This window comes from Dactylosporangium siamense (assembly GCF_016862795.1).
GTDB classification, from domain to species: domain Bacteria; phylum Actinomycetota; class Actinomycetes; order Mycobacteriales; family Micromonosporaceae; genus Dactylosporangium; species Dactylosporangium siamense.
Window position 1 is genome coordinate 24,562 of sequence record NZ_BONQ01000120.1, and the last position, 13,846, is coordinate 38,407.

Genomic DNA, 13,846 nt, shown 5'->3' on the forward strand with positions numbered 1-13,846 from the left:
GAAGCTACGCCTCCAGGTCGCGCCGGATCTCCTCGAGGACCTTGGAGGTCTCCGTCGGCGGCCGTGCCTCGACGCAGAGCCGCTCCATGGCTTCGGCGTAGAGGTCGACGTCGTCGCGCTTGTCGAGGTACAGGGCGCTGGTGAGCTGCTCGATGTAGACGACGTCGGGCAGGTCCTGGTCGGGGAAGCGCAGGATGGTGAACGCGCCGCCGGCCGCCGCGTGGCCGCCCGCGTTGAACGGGATGACCTGCAGCCGCACGTTGGGCAGGGTGTTGGCCTCCAGGAGGGCGTCGACCTGGCCGCGCATGATGTCGATGCCGCCGATCGGCCGGCGCAGCGCGGCCTCGTCGACGACGACCCACAGCTTGGGCGCGTCGGGACGGGTCAGCACCTGCTGGCGGGCCATCCGCAGCTCGACCCGGCGGTCGATCTCGTCGGCCTTGGCCCGGCCGTGGCCGAGCAGGACGACGGCGCGCGCATACTCCTTGGTCTGCAGCAGGCCGGGGACGAACTGGACCTCATACGTGCGGATGAGGGCCGCGGCGGCCTCGAGGCCGAGGTAGGACTGGAACCAGTTGGGCAGCACGTCGCCGAAGCGGTGCCACCAGCCGGGGTTGTTGGCGTCGCGGGCGAGGGCGAGCAGCCGGGTGCGTTCCTCGTCGTCGTCGAGGCCGTAGAGGGTGAGCAGGTCGGCGACGTCGCGCTCCTTGAAGCCGACGCGGCCGAGCTCCATCCGGCTGATCTTCGACTCGGAGGAGCGGATCTCCCAACCCGCGTCCTCGCGGGTCACCCCCTGCGCCTCGCGAAGCCGGCGCAGATGGGCGCCCAGCAGCATCCGAAGGACCGTGGGGCCTCCGGACGCGCCACCCTCAGGAGTTCCGGTCGTCACCACTGCCTCCGAGTTCCTGCACGCCGTCTCCGTCGCTCCGCCTCATCGAGCGACCGCGAGCCGGAGTAAGCATGCCATGACCCGACAGTAAGCGGGAGTGGGCTCGCGTCGATCCGGCGGTATCGCTGCAAGCGAGCCCACAGCCTCAGTGGTTGCGGTCCAGAAGGTTGTCGAAGTCGCCGTCGCGGGCGCCGGCGATGAAGGCGGCGATCTCGTCGTAGGTGTATATGAGCGCGGGCCCCTCAGGGTCGCGCGAGTTGCGCATCGCGAATCCGGCCCCGTCGGGCAGTGGGGCCAGCTCCACACAGTTGCCGCTGGGGTTGCTGCGACGGCTCTTCTGCCAGGGCACGCCCGGCAGGTCGCCGGCCGGCATCCCGTTGTACGTCTGCTCCATGGACATCTCTCTGCAACATGTAGTTGAAAGTTTGCCGAGAATCGGCGTCTGCACGTGCATCGGCTCTTGCGTATGCAGCCGATAACGCGCATGCTAGCGCATGTGCGAATGTGCGGGGACGCTCACAATTTGTGACTGAAACCGGACGTTCGCCCCCAAATGATCGGGTGGCTTCCCCAGCTACGATCTTGGAGGACGTGCGCATGGACCCTCTTGCCTTCCTGGCCGGTGCGGCCGCGGCGGCTGGAGCGTGCGCGGCGTGGGTCATGCAGCGCCGGGTGTCCCAGCTGCAACGGCAGCTCACCGCGGAGCGGCACGCCGCCAGCCATGACGCGTTGACCGGTCTGCCCAACCGGCGGGCCTTCTACCAGCGCGGCGCCGAGCTCGTCGCGGACGTGCAGGCGTTTCCCCTGGTCGCGGTCGTCCTGGACGTCGACGGCTTCAAACAGATCAACGATGCGTGGGGCCACTCCGCCGGCGACGAGGTCCTGGTGACCATCGCGCGCCGGTTCTCCGCCTGCGCGGGCCGCGGCATCGTGGCCAGACTCGGCGGCGACGAGTTCGCCGGCCTCCTCGCCGGGCGGGACGGGGGCCCCGACGAACAGGCCGCTCAGCTCGCCGACCTCCTAGCCGCGCCGATGCGGCTCTGCGGTCAGGTGGTGTCGGTCAGCACGTCGGTCGGGCTCGTCCCGGTCGAGCCCAGCGCGCACCTCGCCGATGCGGTGCACCGGGCCGACGCCGCCATGTACCGCGCCAAGCACCACAGCCAGCGCCGCCGCCCCCACCTGGCGGCGCACCAGCACGTCCTGCACACCTCGCTCCGCATCGCCAAACCCGCCCACCCCACATCGGCGACCTGACAAGGACCCCCCGCGATGGACCTCAAAGAGCTCGTCCGCCAGCGCCGCCGCCACCAGCCCCGTCCCAAGAGCTGGCTGGCCGCCAAACTCCACCGCGGCGAGCAGTGCCGCGACTGCCACCAGCCGTGGCCGTGCGACCAGTACGTGGCCGCCCGCAACTCCGTGCTCGTCTACGCGCTGCGACGCCTCGAGCTCGCCCGGCCCGGGAGTCTTGGGTGACGATCGCGCACATCCCGGCCCGGCCGACCTGGCTGTGCACGGGATGCCGCGAGCCGTGGCCCTGCGCCGCGAAGCGGGAGCAGCTCGTCGCGGAGCACGGCGACAGCCCCGCCGCCCTGCGCACCATGATGGCGCTGCGGGTCGCCGACGCTGCCGAGGACCTGCGCCAGCTCGGCGCCGACCAGCTCTGGGCCCGGTTCCTGGGCTGGCTGCCGGCACCCGGGCAGGGTCCCGTGATCCGCTGGGTCGCGAACCCGCCGCTCGGCGGGCACCGCATACCCGTGCCGGTCAGGGAGCAGATCGACCCGCGGGGTCCGGCACTGCGAGTGCCGCCAGCACCGGAAAGTGGTCCGACGCGGACGCAGTCCCGCCGCCGGTCAGCACACGGCACGACGTGAAGTCCCCGGCCACCGCCGGCGACGCCAGGATGTAGTCCAGCCGCGACCGGACGAACTCCCCGCCGCCGAGCGCGGTCGGCACCGTCCAGCCCTCCCCCGTGCCCACCACGCGGAACACGTCGACGAGTCCGCGGCGGGCGAGCAGCGCCATCGCCCGCGTGTCCGGGCCGCCCCGGCCGAACCAGCGCCGGTGCCGCCGATGGACCTCACCGTAGGGCGTCCAGGGGTCGAGGGAGTTGAAGTCCCCCATCAGCACGACCCGCTCCCGCCGGGCCGCGAACGCCGCCAGCCGGCGCGCCTCGTACAGACGGATGAAGCCCCAGTAGGGGAACAGGTGCGTGCTGATCACCGTCAGCGGGCCGCCGTCGACATCCAGCTCGACCCACGCCGCGCCGTGATGGAACAGCCCCGGCACCGTGCCCCGCCGCAGGATCCGCAGGTGCGGTGCGACCAGCAGGCCGACCGGCTGTCCGGTCCTCGGCGGCGCCACGTGCAGGCGCATCCCGGTCCGTCGCGCCAGTGGCGGGTCGCCGCGCAGCTCCTGCACCGCGGCCACATCCGGCGCGGCGGCATCGACGACCGTGCAGACCGCGTCCAGCCGGCCCCCGTTGGCGCCGTTCAGGATGTTGTACGTGAGCAGTGTCAACGACATACATTGCCCGGATGGACGTCCACAACGCTCTCCTCAGCTCCCACGACGAGACCATCGGCACGCTCGTCGACCTGATCCGCGTACCCAGTGTGGGTGGCACGCAAGCGGAAGGCGAGATCGTGCGGCACGTCGCCGGTCTGCTCGCGGCGGAGGGCGTCGAGACCGACCTGTGGCAGATCCCGGTCGCCGACCTCGCCGCCCGCCCCGACTTCCCCGGCATGGAGGTCGAGCGGACCGAGGCGTGGGGCCTGGTCGCCCGCCTGCCCGGCACCGGCGGCGGCCGGACGCTCATGCTCAACGGGCATCTGGACGTGGTGCCGCCGGGCGACCTGTCGACCTGGTCCGACGACCCGTACTCGGGGCGGATCGAGGACGGGCACGTCTACGGCCGTGGCGCCTGCGACATGAAGGGCGGCTTCGTCGCGGCCCTGGCGGCGCTGCTCGCGCTGCACCGCAGCGGCACCCGCCTGCCGGGCGACCTCCTGCTCGCGGCGGTCGTCGGTGAGGAGGACGGCGGCCTCGGCACCTACGCGACCCTCGATCGCGGCTGGCGCGCCGACGCCTGCGTGATCACCGAGCCGACCGAGCTCAACGTCCTGGCCGCGAACGGCGGCGCGCTCACGTTCCGGCTGCGCGTGCCGGGCCTGGCCGCGCACGCGTGCGCGCGCACCAGCGGGGTCAGCGCGGTGGAGAAGTTCCAGCTCATCTTCCCCGTGCTGCGGGCCCTGGAGGCGTCCCGCAACCGGGTCGTCGACCCCATGATGGCGCGCTGGGACATCGCGTATCCCCTGGAGATCGGCACCGTTCGGGCCGGCGACTGGGCCTCGACGGTCCCCGACCTGCTGGTCGCCGAGGGACGGTTCGGGGTCGCCCTGGACGAGCCGGTGGAGGAGGCCCGCGCGGCGTTCGAGCGGACGGTCGCGGAGGCGTGCGCCGGCGACCCGTGGCTGAAGGAGCACCCGGTGACGGTCGAGTGGTGGGGCGGGCAGTTCGCCTCCGGCCGCTGCCCCGACGGCACCGACCTGGTCCGGCGGGTCCAGGCCGCCGACGTCGCGGTCAACGGCGGGCCGCCGCCGTCGGTCGTCGGCGCGCCGTACGGCTCCGACCTTCGGCTGCTGACCGCCATCGGCGGCATCCCGACGGTGCAGTACGGCCCGGGCGTGGGCTACGGGCACTGCCCCGACGAGCGGGTGTCGATCGCGCAGGTCCACGCGTGCTCGGCGGCGCTGGTGAACCTGGCGCTGGGTTTTTCGGCGGAAGGCATTGACCAAGAGTTGTAAAGACTGTTTACTAATCACCCAACGGGCGCTGCGACGTTAGGGTGATCGATGCGTATCTCGCGCACGTTCCTGCTGGCCGGGACCGCCGGCGCGGCGATCCTGCTGGTCGCGCCCCTGGCCGCGGCTGCCGCGTCGGCGGCACTGACGGCCACGTTCGCACAGACGTCGGTGTGGGGCAGCGGATACGGCGCCGAGTTCGCCGTCACCAACCGGGGCGACGCGGCTGCTTCCGCCTGGGTGGTCGAGTTCGACCTGCCGGCCGGCGCGGCGGTCAGCAGCTCCTGGGACTCCACCCGCACCAGCACCGGGCAGCACCACCGGTTCGCCAACGCGTCCTGGAACGGCACGGTCACCGTCGGCGCGACGGTCCGCTTCGGGTTCAACGTCAGCGGCACCGGGACGCCCGTGAACTGCACGGTCAACGGGTTGCCGTGCGCCGGCGGCCCTGCCCCGTCCCCGTCCCGCTCCTCGTCCTCCCCATCGTCCTCACCTTCACCGTCGTCCTCGCCGTCACCTTCGTCCTCGCCGTCACCGTCGTCCTCGCCTTCGCCGTCCGCGCCGCCTCCCAGTGGGTCCACTGTGGACGTCTCGACGGCGGCGCAGCTGCAGGCCGCCGTGGCGGGTGCCCGGCCGGGCCAGACGATCCGGCTGGCGCCCGGCGTCTACGACGGCTCGTTCATCGGCACCACCCCGGGCACCGCCGCCGCGCCGATCACGGTCACCGGGCCGCGCACCGCGGTCCTGACCAACCCCACCAGCGCCGGCAGCGGCCCGTCGTGCCCCACCCCGACGCCCGGCTGGGACCCCGGCTACGGCTTCTGGCTCGCCGGCGCGCCCTACTGGAACCTCACGGGCTTCACCGTCGCCGACGCCAAGAAGGGCGTCGTGCTCGACGACTCGCCGCACGTGACGATCGACGGCCTCTACGTGCACCACATCGGCGACGAAGGTGTCCACTTCAGACGGTCCTCATCGGACGGTGTGATCCGCAACTCGACGGTCGAGTACACCGGCACGGCGCAACCCGCGTACGGCGAGGGCGTCTACCTCGGATCCGCGAACTCGAACTGGGCCTGCCACGGCAACAGCGGCGGCGTCGACCGCTCCGACCGGGTGCAGGTGCTGAACAACCACATCGGCCCGTATGTGGCGGCGGAGCACATCGACGTCAAGGAAGGCACCGTCGACGGCGTCATCCGCGGCAACACCTTCGACGGTCGCGGCATCGCCGGCCAGAACTCCGCCGACTCCTGGGTCGACGTGAAGGGCACCGGCTACCTGATCCAGGGCAACACCGGCACGTTCGCCACGCCGGGGACCTTCGCCAACGGATACGAGACGCACAACCCCGTCGCCGGCTCGGGCTGCGGCAACGTGTGGCGGGACAACGTGTCCGACCTCGGCGGCGTGGGCCGCTACGCGATCAACGTGACGTCGACGTCGAAATGCGACGAGCTCCTCAACGTCGTCTACACCTCCAACAGCGTCACGAACGCCACCGGAGGATTGACGAACATCAGTCCCACAAGCGGCTGACCGATCGGTCGATGGTATATACCGATGATTTGAATATAGTGATGGACATGACTGGCGTACCGTTACGTGAACCGACGTTCCTCGTGCTGACCGCCCTCGCGGCCGAACCGCAGCACGGCTACAGCGTCCTGGAGGACGTGCGGCGCATCTCCGACAACCGCGTCCGCCTGCAGGCCGGCACGCTCTACGGCATCCTCGACCGGCTCAGGGTCGACGGGCTGATCGAGGTCGACCGGGAGGAGGTCGTGGCGTCGCGGTTGCGGCGCTACTACCGGCTCACCGTCCCCGGGCGTGATCTGCTCAGCGCGGAGACGGACCGGCTGCACCGCAATGCCGCGGCCGCGGATCGCCGGCTGCGGCAGCTCCGCCTCGCCACCGACACCGCCGCCTGACGGCTGGTCGCTCGTCGCGCTTCCTGGTCGTCCAGACGATCAGGAGCCGCGAACCGCAACCCGTCAGCCGCTACTGATCCGCAGCAACGACTCCCGGAGCCGGGCCAGCTCGTCCACCCCGAGCAGCGCCGCGAAGTCGCCGTCGACCGCGGCCATCGCCGCCGGCGCATCGGCGAGGAACGCCGCACCCCGCCCGGTCAACGCCACGATCACCGCCCGCTGGTCGCGCGGGTCCTGACGACTGGAGACGTAGCCGGTCGCCTCGAGCTCCCTGACCAGGCGACCCGCCATCTGCCGGGTCATGCCCGCCTTCGCCGCCAGGTCCGTGATCCGGGTGCCCTCCGGGTCCAGGTTCGTGAGGACCGGCACGTGCCCGAGGCGGATCTCCCCATGCCCGCCGGCCTGCAGTTTTGCCAGGGACGCCGCCTGGGCCCGCCGGTGCGCGTGCAGCAGCAGGCGGCCGAGCGGCATCGCCCGGAGCTCATCGGGCGTGAGATCGGACATACGAAACCCCGTTTACAAAGTACGAAACCTGGTTTAGTTTTGGCGGCATCACGGAATGAGAGGACAGACAATGAGTATCGTCCGTGCGGCCGACGCGCCGCGATTCGAGCTCGACGGCTCCCAGTTCACGGTGTTCGCGGGGCCCAGCCACGGCTCCCGGCAGGTCTGTGCGTGGCGGCTGACCGTCGCCGCCGGCCACGAGTCGATGCCGCACAGCATCGACCGCGATGAGGTGTTCATGGTGCTGTCGGGGCGGCTGCGGGTCACGCCCGGCGGCGAGGTGCTCGGCGCCGGCGACTCGGTCGTCGTGCCGGCCGGCGAGCCGATCGCGGCGCACAACCCGGGCGCCGAGCCCGCCGAGGTGTACGTCACCGTCCCCGCCGGCTTCACCGCCTACCGGGCCGACGGCAGCGTGTTCGGCACCCCGCCCTGGGCGCTGTAACGCGCCGGGGTGACCCCGACGTGCCGGACGAAGTGCCGGTGCAGGTGTGACTGGTCGTGGAACCCGACCTCCGCGGCCACGTCGGCCGGGCGGCGACCGTCCAGCAGCAGCCGGCGGGCCTGCTCGACGCGGCGGCCCACCAGGTACCGGTGCGGCGGCAGGCCGAACGTCGCGGTGAACGACCGCACCAGGTGCCCGGGATGGCACTGCAGCAGCGCGCCCGCCTCCTGCAGCGTGATGCCCTCCCGGGTCCGCACGTCGAGGAGGTCCCGCAACTGGCCGGCGAGGCCCGTCGACAGCGCCGCCGGCGCGGCGGGCCGGCCGAAGTGGCCGCGCAGCCGGTCCCGGATCAACGCGAGCCGGCTCTCCGCCTCCAGCTCGTCGCCGGGCCTGTCCAGGGCGAGGTGCAGCTGGTGGATGCGCTGCCGCAGCAGCGGGTCGTCGACCCCGGGACGGTCCACGGCGGCGCCGGCGAGGCCCGCGTCCAGCACGCTCGTGTCGAGGTAGAGCACCCGCTTGCGGAAGCCGTCGCCGGTCGCCGCCCGGCCGTCGTGGGCGACGTTCGGCGGCAGCAGGGTCACCGAGGCGCCGGCCGCACCACGGTGATGCCGGTCCAGGTCGAAGCGGATCGCACCCTCGTCGACGATGAGCAGCGTCCACGCGTCGTGGACGTGCGGCGGATAGGCGTGGTCCACGAAATGCGCGTGGAACACCTCGGCGATGCCGGGCACCCTGGGCCGCCATGCGGTGACGAGCTCCATGTGCACAACGTACAAGACCGCCCAGGTCAGGACCGGCACGCTGGGGCCATGACGTTCCCCACGAAGATCGCCGTGCTGCTGCGGGACGACCTGGCGACCTGGCAGCGCCTCAACGTCACCGCGTTCGTCGTCAGCGGCATCGCCGGCACGGCACCGCAGCTGCTCGGCGAGGACTACGTCGACGCCGACGGCACCCGGTACCTGCCCATGTTCGGCCAGCCCGTCATGGTCTTCGAGGGCGACGCGGCGACCCTCGCGGCCGCGCACCGCCGCGCCGTGGAACGTTCGGTCGCGTGTGCAACGTTCACGGAGGATCTGTTCAAGACCGGCAACGACGAGGACAACCGGGCCGCCGTCCGCGCCGTCCACCAGGCAGATCTCCGGCTCGTCGGGATCGCCGTGCACGGGCCGAAGAACGCCGTGGACCGGATCCTGAAAGGAGCCCGCCTGCATCGTTAGGCTCCGCCGCCATGGAGCTCCCACTCGCCGGCCGCGTCTGCGTCGCGTTCGAAGGTCCCGGCGCCGGCAGCGGACCGCTCTCGTGGGGCCAGATCGAAAGCTGGAACGCGGTGCGCACCCTCGGGCACTGGATGCCGATCGGCGGCGCGCTGCCGCTACGGCCCGGCACCACCGTCGAGGACGTGGCCAGCGAACTGCGTCACCATCTGAGCCGCCACCCGACGCTGCGGACGCTGCTGCGGATCCCGGCGGACGGCGGCACCCCGACGCAGGAGGTCCAGGCTTCCGGTTTCTCGCTGCTGGAGGTGTACGACACGAGCGGCGCCGACCCGTCCGCCCTCGCCGATGCGGTCGCGGCCGCGTACCGCGACACCGACCTCGACTTCACCGCGGAGTATCCGATCCGCATGGCGGTCGTGCTGCACCACGGCGTGCCCAGCCACGTCGTCGCCCTGATCTCGCACTTCGCCGCCGACGGCGCGGGCGCCCAGGCGATGCTCCGCGACGTCTCCGCGGGTTCCCCGGCACTGCTCCGCGACGTCTCCGCTGGTTCCCCGGCGCCCGTTGCCGGGCGGCAACCCCTCGAACAGGCGCAGTGGCAGGCGTCGCCGGCCGGGCGGCGGCAGAACGAGTCCGCGCTCCGGCACTTCGAAGGCATCCTGCGCACCATGCCACCGGCCCGGTTCCGCACCCCGGCCGGACCCGAACGACCCCGGTTCTGGCGGGCCGTGTTCGACTCGGCCGCGCTGCCGCTCGCGCTGCGGGCGTTGACCGCCCGGACCGGCGCCGACCCTTCGGCCGTGCTCCTCGCCGTGTTCGCCATGGCCGTGCACGCGACATGCGGCGTCGACCCCGTCGTCGTGCGACCCCTGGTGAGCAACCGCTTCCGGCCCGGGCTCGCCGACGTGGTCTGCACCGCCGTGCAGGCGGGCCTGTGCCAGGTGCCGGTCGCCGGCCTGGACTTCGAGGACGTCCTGCCGCAGGCCCGGCGGGCGGCGACGATCGCGTACAAGCTGGCGTACTTCGACCAGCGTGACCTGTTCACCCTCCTCGACCGGATCGGCGCCGACCGCGGGGAGCGGCTGGAGATCGGCTGCTTCCTCAACGACCGCCGCGACCCGTCCACCGGCGTGTCCCCCGCCGCTGGGGACCCTTCGACCGCCGTGGACCCTTCGACCGCTGGGGAGCTGCCGACCGCTGGGGAGCTGCCGACCGCCGGGGAGATCGAGGCGGCGCTGTCGCGGTCGGCGTTCGGCTGGGTGGTCCGGCGGGCGGTGCCCGGGTTCGAGCCGATGATCCTCGACGTCGAGGACACCGCGACCGGGTTGCGCTGCACCGCGCACACCGACACCGCGCACATCTCCCCCGCCGACACCGAGGCGCTGTTGCGTCACCTGGAGCGCATCGCCGTCGCCTGCGCGGTCACAGCGTCAGCCGTTCGATCTGGGTGAGGGCCGCCAGTGCCGTCTCGTCCAGCGGCGGCACCGGCCGTGTCGTCGTGACGGGACCGCCGGTCGCAAGGAAGTTGCCGGCGGACATCCGGACGTGCACGCCGTCAGGACGATACGTGTCGACCGTGAGCAGAACCGCGCCCCCGCCGTAGTCGACCCTGGACCGGTAGACGACCGTGCCGTCCGGCTGGTCCTCCCGCACGCAGGTGGCGGTCTCCACGTCCCGGACACAGGCACGCCCGGCGGGGGCGGGCTGCCGGACGACCCAGGCCTCGAGGTGGGCTGCACCGGCAGCGTCGACGATGTGCACCCTGGCGCGAAATCCCCCGGCCTCGGGGCGGAACCACACCCCCGGCGTGCAGGTGACGGCGTCCAGCAACGTCGCACCCGGCAACGCCTGGCGCAGCGGGCCCTCGAAGACCATCGCCAGCTTGGACCCCTCCACGGTGCGGAGCCTCGCCCTGGCCTGCGCAATCACCTCGTCCGCCGACGGCTCGGAAGCCCCGCCACCGACCGCCGGCACGCACGCGGCGAGCTGTGCGGCGCTGTCGTCGCCCGCTCCGCCGCCGTCGAGCGGCACCGTCACGGCGAGCGCGAGCGCGAGCGCCGCCACCACCGCGGTCACGAACGCCCGGGTCCGTCGCCGGTGCCGGTGCGCCCGCCGCACGACGGCGTCGAGGTCAACGGACGACGGCGGCAGCGGAGGGTCGAGCTCACGCAGGGCGTCGGTCAGCTGGTCCACGGTGACTCCTCTTGAACGGAAAGGCGTTCCCGCAACGTGTCGAGGGCCCGCGCCGCCTGGCTCTTGACCGTGCCGGGGCTGCACCCGAGCTCCCGCGCGGTCTCCTCGACGGACAGGTCGCAGCAGTACCGCAGCACGACCACGGCACGGCGGCGGGCCGGCAGCTCGTCGAGCAGCGCCAGCAGCGACACCCGTTCGTCGACGGCGTCGCTGCCGCCCGGAACCGGCGCGGGCTCCGGCAGCGCGGCGAGGGTGCGTTCGCGGCGCCACGGGCGGCGGCGCTCGTTGAGCATCGTGCGCACCAGGACCCGCCGGACGTAGGCGTCGACGTTGTCCGCCGCCGACACCTTCGGCCAGTGCAGCAGCAGCCGGACCAGGGTCGCGGACAGCACGTCGTCGGCCGTGTGCCAGTCACCGCACAGCAGGTACGCGACCCGGCGCAGCGCCGGCAGCCGGCCGGTCACGTACTCGCGGTATCCCTCGACATCCGTTGCCACAACCACCTGACACGGCGGGCACCGCCGGGGGTTGCCTGGTGTGTCAGTGTTCCTGGTCGCGCAGCAGCTCGGCGAACTCGGCGTAGGACAGGTCCGACTTCGGCAGGATGCCGGCCGCGACCATCGCGGGACCGAGTTCCCGCCGCACCTCGGGGTCGTCGCACTCCAGGCCGAACTGGATGACCTCGGCGACGACCTCGGTGGTGCCGGCGCGGAAGAAGGTGCCGCTGTCGACCTGATACAGCCACGCGTCGAACCGCGCCTCGGCGCCGTCGACGACCCGCCACAGGGTGCAGAACCCGCGGAAGCTCGCCTCATCGTGGTCGTCGTCGGCGAGCCGGGCCTCGGCGTCGAGGTCCTCGCCGTCGTACAACCGGCCGGCGGCCCGCAGCTGCTCGCGCTCGACCGGGCTCAGCCCGCCGGCGTCGATGATCTCCCGCTCGTCCACGAATCGGCTCGCCACGGCGCACAGCTAACCGCACTTTCCCATGATCCGGAAGACCTCGTGCACCCAGAGGCATCCAAGGTCTGCCGGATCATGAGAAGGGGGCCGCGTTGAACCGTTCGGGCCGCAACCCGTCGCCGTCGGACCGCCAGCTGCTGATGGAGCCGTTGCCGAGCGTCGTGGCCCGGGCGAGTTCCATCAGGTGTGCCTCGTCGAGGCCTTCCACCAGATACCGCACGAGCATGACGACCGCTTCGTGGCCGAACAGGACGACCCGGCCGCCGGGGTGCTCGGACCGCACGTCGCTGAGCAGTGACCGCAGCCGCAGCAGCACGTCGGCCCAGGACTCGCCGCCGGGTGGGCGGTAGTAGAACTTGCCGAGCCGGCGGCGCCTGGCCGCCTCCAGCGGCAGCCGGGCCTCGACGCCGCGCGCGGTGAGCCGGTCGATGACGCCGAGCTCGCGGTCGCGGAGGCGCTCGTCGAACACGGCCGGGATGCCCGTCCCGGCGAGGGCCAGCTCCGCGGTCTGCCGGGTCCGCAGGTACGGCGACACGACCGCCACCTGCGGCCGCTCCCCGGTGGGCAGCTCGGCGATCCACCGGGCGACGGCCTCCGCCTGCTCGCGGCCGAGCTCCGACAGCGGCACGTCGGCGTCACGCTCGGGGACGGCGATCTCCTCCAGTCCACCCTGCTCGGCTTGTTGTGCAAGCACGTTTCCGGTCGACTGCCCGTGCCGGATGACACCGAGCCACTGGAGTTCCGCCATGCCGTACCTCTGCCCCGGCCGGATTCCCTTCACACAACGACTCTGGCAAGATCGGTGCCTCAGTCTCCGGGGGGTTGGGCAGCGATGCTGACGAATGCGGTGTTCACGCTCGGTGTCGTGCTCGTGGTCGCCGGGGTCGCCGGATGGGTCGCCGCCGGCATCCTCAACCGCGCCGGCGCCGGCGGCCCCCGCGGGCGCGGCCCGCAGCCCGGCGAGATCTGGTGGGCGACCGTGCCCTACCGCGACGGCGAGGGCGAGAAGCGCCGTCCCGCGCTCGTGCTGGCCGGCGACGGACGCTCGTACACCATCTTGAAGATCACCAGCCAGGACAAGAGCCAGCGGCACGACCACCTCGAGATCCCCACCCGCACCTGGGACCGCCGCGCCACCTACAACAGCTTCCTGGATCTCTCCGCACCCTTCCAGCTCAACCGCCTCGACTTCGCCAACCGCGCCGGCGCCGTCGACCCGGCGATCTGGCAGCGGGTCACGCAGCTGCACCGGGTCGGCCTGCCCGTCGTGGGCCCGTCGTTGCCGCGCGGGCGGCTCGTCGCCTGGCTCGGCACCCTCTCGTTCGTGCTCGGGGTGCTCGCCAGCTGCGCCGGCATCGCCGGCCCGTGGCTCAACGACGTCCGCAAGGACGTGGAGGCCGCCGCGACCGCGGACGTGCCGCTGCACGACGCCGACCGCACCGCCACCGACCGCGGCGAGTCGGGCCGCCGCTACGACAGCACCCTCAACGGCGTGCACTTCGCCGACTCGACCGGCTTCTGGGTCGGCTGCGAGGGCAAGGCGTCGGTGGTGACGTTCGGGCTGGACGGCAAGTTCAAGCGCTTCACCGGCACGGCCGGCCTGGACCCCGTCGCGCCGAAGGACGTCGTGGTGCAGCTCGTCGTCGAGGTCGACGGCAAGGACGCGGCGACGGTGTCGGTGAGCCGGACCGCCTCGGCGCCCCTCGACGTCGACCTCACCTCGGCCCGCACGCTGACCCTGTCGGCACTGAAGACCAAGGGCACCTGCGCCACCGCCACCCGCCCGTACGGCGCCGTCGGCGACGCCCTGCTGCACCGCGGCTGACCCCCCTCAGGTCTCCGGCATCCACCAGATCTCGCCCCTCATGAACCGCCGCGGCGGCCCGGATCCTCAGCGAAAACCGGCG

The 13,846-nt window shown here is 72.4% G+C and carries 19 protein-coding genes; 10 read left to right on the plus strand and 9 right to left on the minus strand.

The window, feature by feature from the left end; translation table 11 throughout:
- Positions 1–4: 4 nt before the first annotated feature.
- Positions 5–889: a Sco1979 family transcriptional regulator gene (locus Dsi01nite_RS37760; RefSeq protein WP_505661196.1), complete on the minus strand. Its 885-nt coding sequence runs from the start codon at positions 887–889 to the stop codon at positions 5–7.
- Between the two features lie 145 nt (positions 890–1,034).
- Positions 1,035–1,283: a DUF397 domain-containing protein gene (locus Dsi01nite_RS37765; RefSeq protein WP_203851176.1), complete on the minus strand. Its 249-nt coding sequence runs from the start codon at positions 1,281–1,283 to the stop codon at positions 1,035–1,037.
- Between the two features lie 203 nt (positions 1,284–1,486).
- Here Dsi01nite_RS37765 and Dsi01nite_RS37770 point away from each other — a divergent pair, with 203 nt between their 5' ends.
- From Dsi01nite_RS37770 to Dsi01nite_RS37780, 3 genes are read left to right on the plus strand one after another with little or no spacing between them, the layout of a single operon-like run.
- The gene (locus Dsi01nite_RS37770) at positions 1,487–2,143 is read left to right on the plus strand and encodes a GGDEF domain-containing protein (protein WP_203851177.1); all 657 of its coding nucleotides are present in this window, start codon (positions 1,487–1,489) and stop codon (positions 2,141–2,143) included.
- Between the two features lie 15 nt (positions 2,144–2,158).
- A complete protein-coding gene (locus Dsi01nite_RS37775; protein ID WP_203851178.1) occupies positions 2,159–2,362 on the plus strand; it encodes a hypothetical protein in 204 nt (67 codons plus the stop codon).
- Complete coding sequence (locus tag Dsi01nite_RS37780) at positions 2,359–2,760, plus strand: hypothetical protein (protein ID WP_203851179.1); 402 nt, start codon at positions 2,359–2,361, stop codon at positions 2,758–2,760. The genes Dsi01nite_RS37775 and Dsi01nite_RS37780 overlap by 4 nt, the downstream gene beginning before the upstream one ends.
- Here Dsi01nite_RS37780 and Dsi01nite_RS37785 read toward each other — a convergent pair.
- Complete coding sequence (locus Dsi01nite_RS37785) at positions 2,651–3,406, minus strand: endonuclease/exonuclease/phosphatase family protein (protein WP_239136459.1); 756 nt, start codon at positions 3,404–3,406, stop codon at positions 2,651–2,653. The genes Dsi01nite_RS37780 and Dsi01nite_RS37785 overlap by 110 nt on opposite strands.
- A gap of 17 nt (positions 3,407–3,423) precedes the next feature.
- Between Dsi01nite_RS37785 and Dsi01nite_RS37790 the strand changes: the two genes are divergently transcribed.
- Genes Dsi01nite_RS37790 through Dsi01nite_RS37800 form a run of 3 tightly spaced genes read left to right on the plus strand, consistent with a single transcriptional unit; the run spans position 3,424 to position 6,620 of the window.
- Complete coding sequence (locus Dsi01nite_RS37790) at positions 3,424–4,692, plus strand: ArgE/DapE family deacylase (protein ID WP_203851181.1); 1,269 nt, start codon at positions 3,424–3,426, stop codon at positions 4,690–4,692.
- A gap of 48 nt (positions 4,693–4,740) precedes the next feature.
- Positions 4,741–6,228 carry a cellulose binding domain-containing protein gene (locus Dsi01nite_RS37795; protein ID WP_203851182.1) on the plus strand — a complete coding sequence of 496 codons (1,488 nt, stop codon included), beginning with the start codon at positions 4,741–4,743 and terminating at the stop codon, positions 6,226–6,228.
- Between the two features lie 47 nt (positions 6,229–6,275).
- On the plus strand, positions 6,276–6,620 hold the full coding sequence (locus tag Dsi01nite_RS37800; RefSeq protein ID WP_203851183.1) for a PadR family transcriptional regulator: 345 nt from the start codon (positions 6,276–6,278) through the stop codon (positions 6,618–6,620).
- Between the two features lie 63 nt (positions 6,621–6,683).
- Here Dsi01nite_RS37800 and Dsi01nite_RS37805 read toward each other — a convergent pair whose 3' ends face one another.
- Entirely contained in the window at positions 6,684–7,124 is a 441-nt protein-coding gene (locus Dsi01nite_RS37805; protein ID WP_203851184.1) for a MarR family winged helix-turn-helix transcriptional regulator, read from the minus strand.
- 70 nt (positions 7,125–7,194) lie between these two features.
- Here Dsi01nite_RS37805 and Dsi01nite_RS37810 point away from each other — a divergent pair, with 70 nt between their 5' ends.
- Positions 7,195–7,566, plus strand: a complete 372-nt coding sequence (locus Dsi01nite_RS37810; protein WP_203851185.1) for a cupin domain-containing protein — start codon at positions 7,195–7,197, stop codon at positions 7,564–7,566.
- Here the strand turns inward: Dsi01nite_RS37810 and Dsi01nite_RS37815 are convergent.
- Positions 7,518–8,327 carry a helix-turn-helix transcriptional regulator gene (locus Dsi01nite_RS37815; RefSeq protein ID WP_203851186.1) on the minus strand — a complete coding sequence of 270 codons (810 nt, stop codon included), beginning with the start codon at positions 8,325–8,327 and terminating at the stop codon, positions 7,518–7,520. The two genes, Dsi01nite_RS37810 and Dsi01nite_RS37815, sit on opposite strands and share 49 nt — an antisense overlap.
- A 48-nt stretch (positions 8,328–8,375) precedes the next feature.
- Between Dsi01nite_RS37815 and Dsi01nite_RS37820 the strand changes: the two genes are divergently transcribed.
- Both Dsi01nite_RS37820 and Dsi01nite_RS37825 read left to right on the plus strand, forming a co-directional pair.
- Complete coding sequence (locus Dsi01nite_RS37820; RefSeq protein ID WP_203851187.1) at positions 8,376–8,786, plus strand: DUF2000 domain-containing protein; 411 nt, start codon at positions 8,376–8,378, stop codon at positions 8,784–8,786.
- A gap of 11 nt (positions 8,787–8,797) precedes the next feature.
- Positions 8,798–10,237 carry a condensation domain-containing protein gene (locus Dsi01nite_RS37825; RefSeq protein WP_203851188.1) on the plus strand — a complete coding sequence of 480 codons (1,440 nt, stop codon included), beginning with the start codon at positions 8,798–8,800 and terminating at the stop codon, positions 10,235–10,237.
- On the opposite strand, the gene Dsi01nite_RS37830 is transcribed toward Dsi01nite_RS37825, so the two are convergent.
- The 4 genes from Dsi01nite_RS37830 to Dsi01nite_RS37840 all read right to left on the minus strand — a co-directional run bounded on the left by Dsi01nite_RS37830 (position 10,209) and on the right by Dsi01nite_RS37840 (position 12,687).
- A complete protein-coding gene (locus tag Dsi01nite_RS37830) occupies positions 10,209–10,979 on the minus strand; it encodes a hypothetical protein (RefSeq protein ID WP_203851189.1) in 771 nt (256 codons plus the stop codon). The genes Dsi01nite_RS37825 and Dsi01nite_RS37830 overlap by 29 nt on opposite strands.
- Positions 10,967–11,476 (minus strand): SigE family RNA polymerase sigma factor, encoded by a 510-nt coding sequence (locus Dsi01nite_RS57700; RefSeq protein ID WP_239136460.1) that lies wholly within the window; start codon positions 11,474–11,476, stop codon positions 10,967–10,969. The genes Dsi01nite_RS37830 and Dsi01nite_RS57700 overlap by 13 nt, the downstream gene beginning before the upstream one ends.
- A gap of 43 nt (positions 11,477–11,519) precedes the next feature.
- Positions 11,520–11,939, minus strand: coding sequence for a hypothetical protein (locus tag Dsi01nite_RS57705; protein WP_239136461.1), 420 nt, complete (start codon positions 11,937–11,939; stop codon positions 11,520–11,522).
- A gap of 73 nt (positions 11,940–12,012) precedes the next feature.
- Entirely contained in the window at positions 12,013–12,687 is a 675-nt protein-coding gene (locus Dsi01nite_RS37840; protein WP_203851191.1) for a histidine phosphatase family protein, read from the minus strand.
- Positions 12,688–12,771: 84 nt separating this feature from the next.
- Here Dsi01nite_RS37840 and Dsi01nite_RS37845 point away from each other — a divergent pair, with 84 nt between their 5' ends.
- Entirely contained in the window at positions 12,772–13,764 is a 993-nt protein-coding gene (locus Dsi01nite_RS37845) for an NPCBM/NEW2 domain-containing protein (RefSeq protein WP_203851192.1), read from the plus strand.
- The last annotated feature ends 82 nt before the right edge of the window (positions 13,765–13,846 follow it).

Coding starts and splice junctions, on each gene's coding strand:
- Dsi01nite_RS37765 (WP_203851176.1), bottom strand. CDS start 1,283: ATGGAGCAGACGTACAACGGGATGCCGGCCGGCGACCTGCCGGGCGTG.
- Dsi01nite_RS37770 (WP_203851177.1), top strand. CDS start 1,487: ATGGACCCTCTTGCCTTCCTGGCCGGTGCGGCCGCGGCGGCTGGAGCG.
- Dsi01nite_RS37775 (WP_203851178.1), top strand. CDS start 2,159: ATGGACCTCAAAGAGCTCGTCCGCCAGCGCCGCCGCCACCAGCCCCGT.
- Dsi01nite_RS37790 (WP_203851181.1), top strand. CDS start 3,424: ATGGACGTCCACAACGCTCTCCTCAGCTCCCACGACGAGACCATCGGC.
- Dsi01nite_RS37795 (WP_203851182.1), top strand. CDS start 4,741: ATGCGTATCTCGCGCACGTTCCTGCTGGCCGGGACCGCCGGCGCGGCG.
- Dsi01nite_RS37800 (WP_203851183.1), top strand. CDS start 6,276: ATGACTGGCGTACCGTTACGTGAACCGACGTTCCTCGTGCTGACCGCC.
- Dsi01nite_RS37805 (WP_203851184.1), bottom strand. CDS start 7,124: ATGTCCGATCTCACGCCCGATGAGCTCCGGGCGATGCCGCTCGGCCGC.
- Dsi01nite_RS37810 (WP_203851185.1), top strand. CDS start 7,195: ATGAGTATCGTCCGTGCGGCCGACGCGCCGCGATTCGAGCTCGACGGC.
- Dsi01nite_RS37815 (WP_203851186.1), bottom strand. CDS start 8,327: ATGGAGCTCGTCACCGCATGGCGGCCCAGGGTGCCCGGCATCGCCGAG.
- Dsi01nite_RS37820 (WP_203851187.1), top strand. CDS start 8,376: ATGACGTTCCCCACGAAGATCGCCGTGCTGCTGCGGGACGACCTGGCG.
- Dsi01nite_RS37825 (WP_203851188.1), top strand. CDS start 8,798: ATGGAGCTCCCACTCGCCGGCCGCGTCTGCGTCGCGTTCGAAGGTCCC.
- Dsi01nite_RS37840 (WP_203851191.1), bottom strand. CDS start 12,687: ATGGCGGAACTCCAGTGGCTCGGTGTCATCCGGCACGGGCAGTCGACC.
- Dsi01nite_RS37845 (WP_203851192.1), top strand. CDS start 12,772: ATGCTGACGAATGCGGTGTTCACGCTCGGTGTCGTGCTCGTGGTCGCC.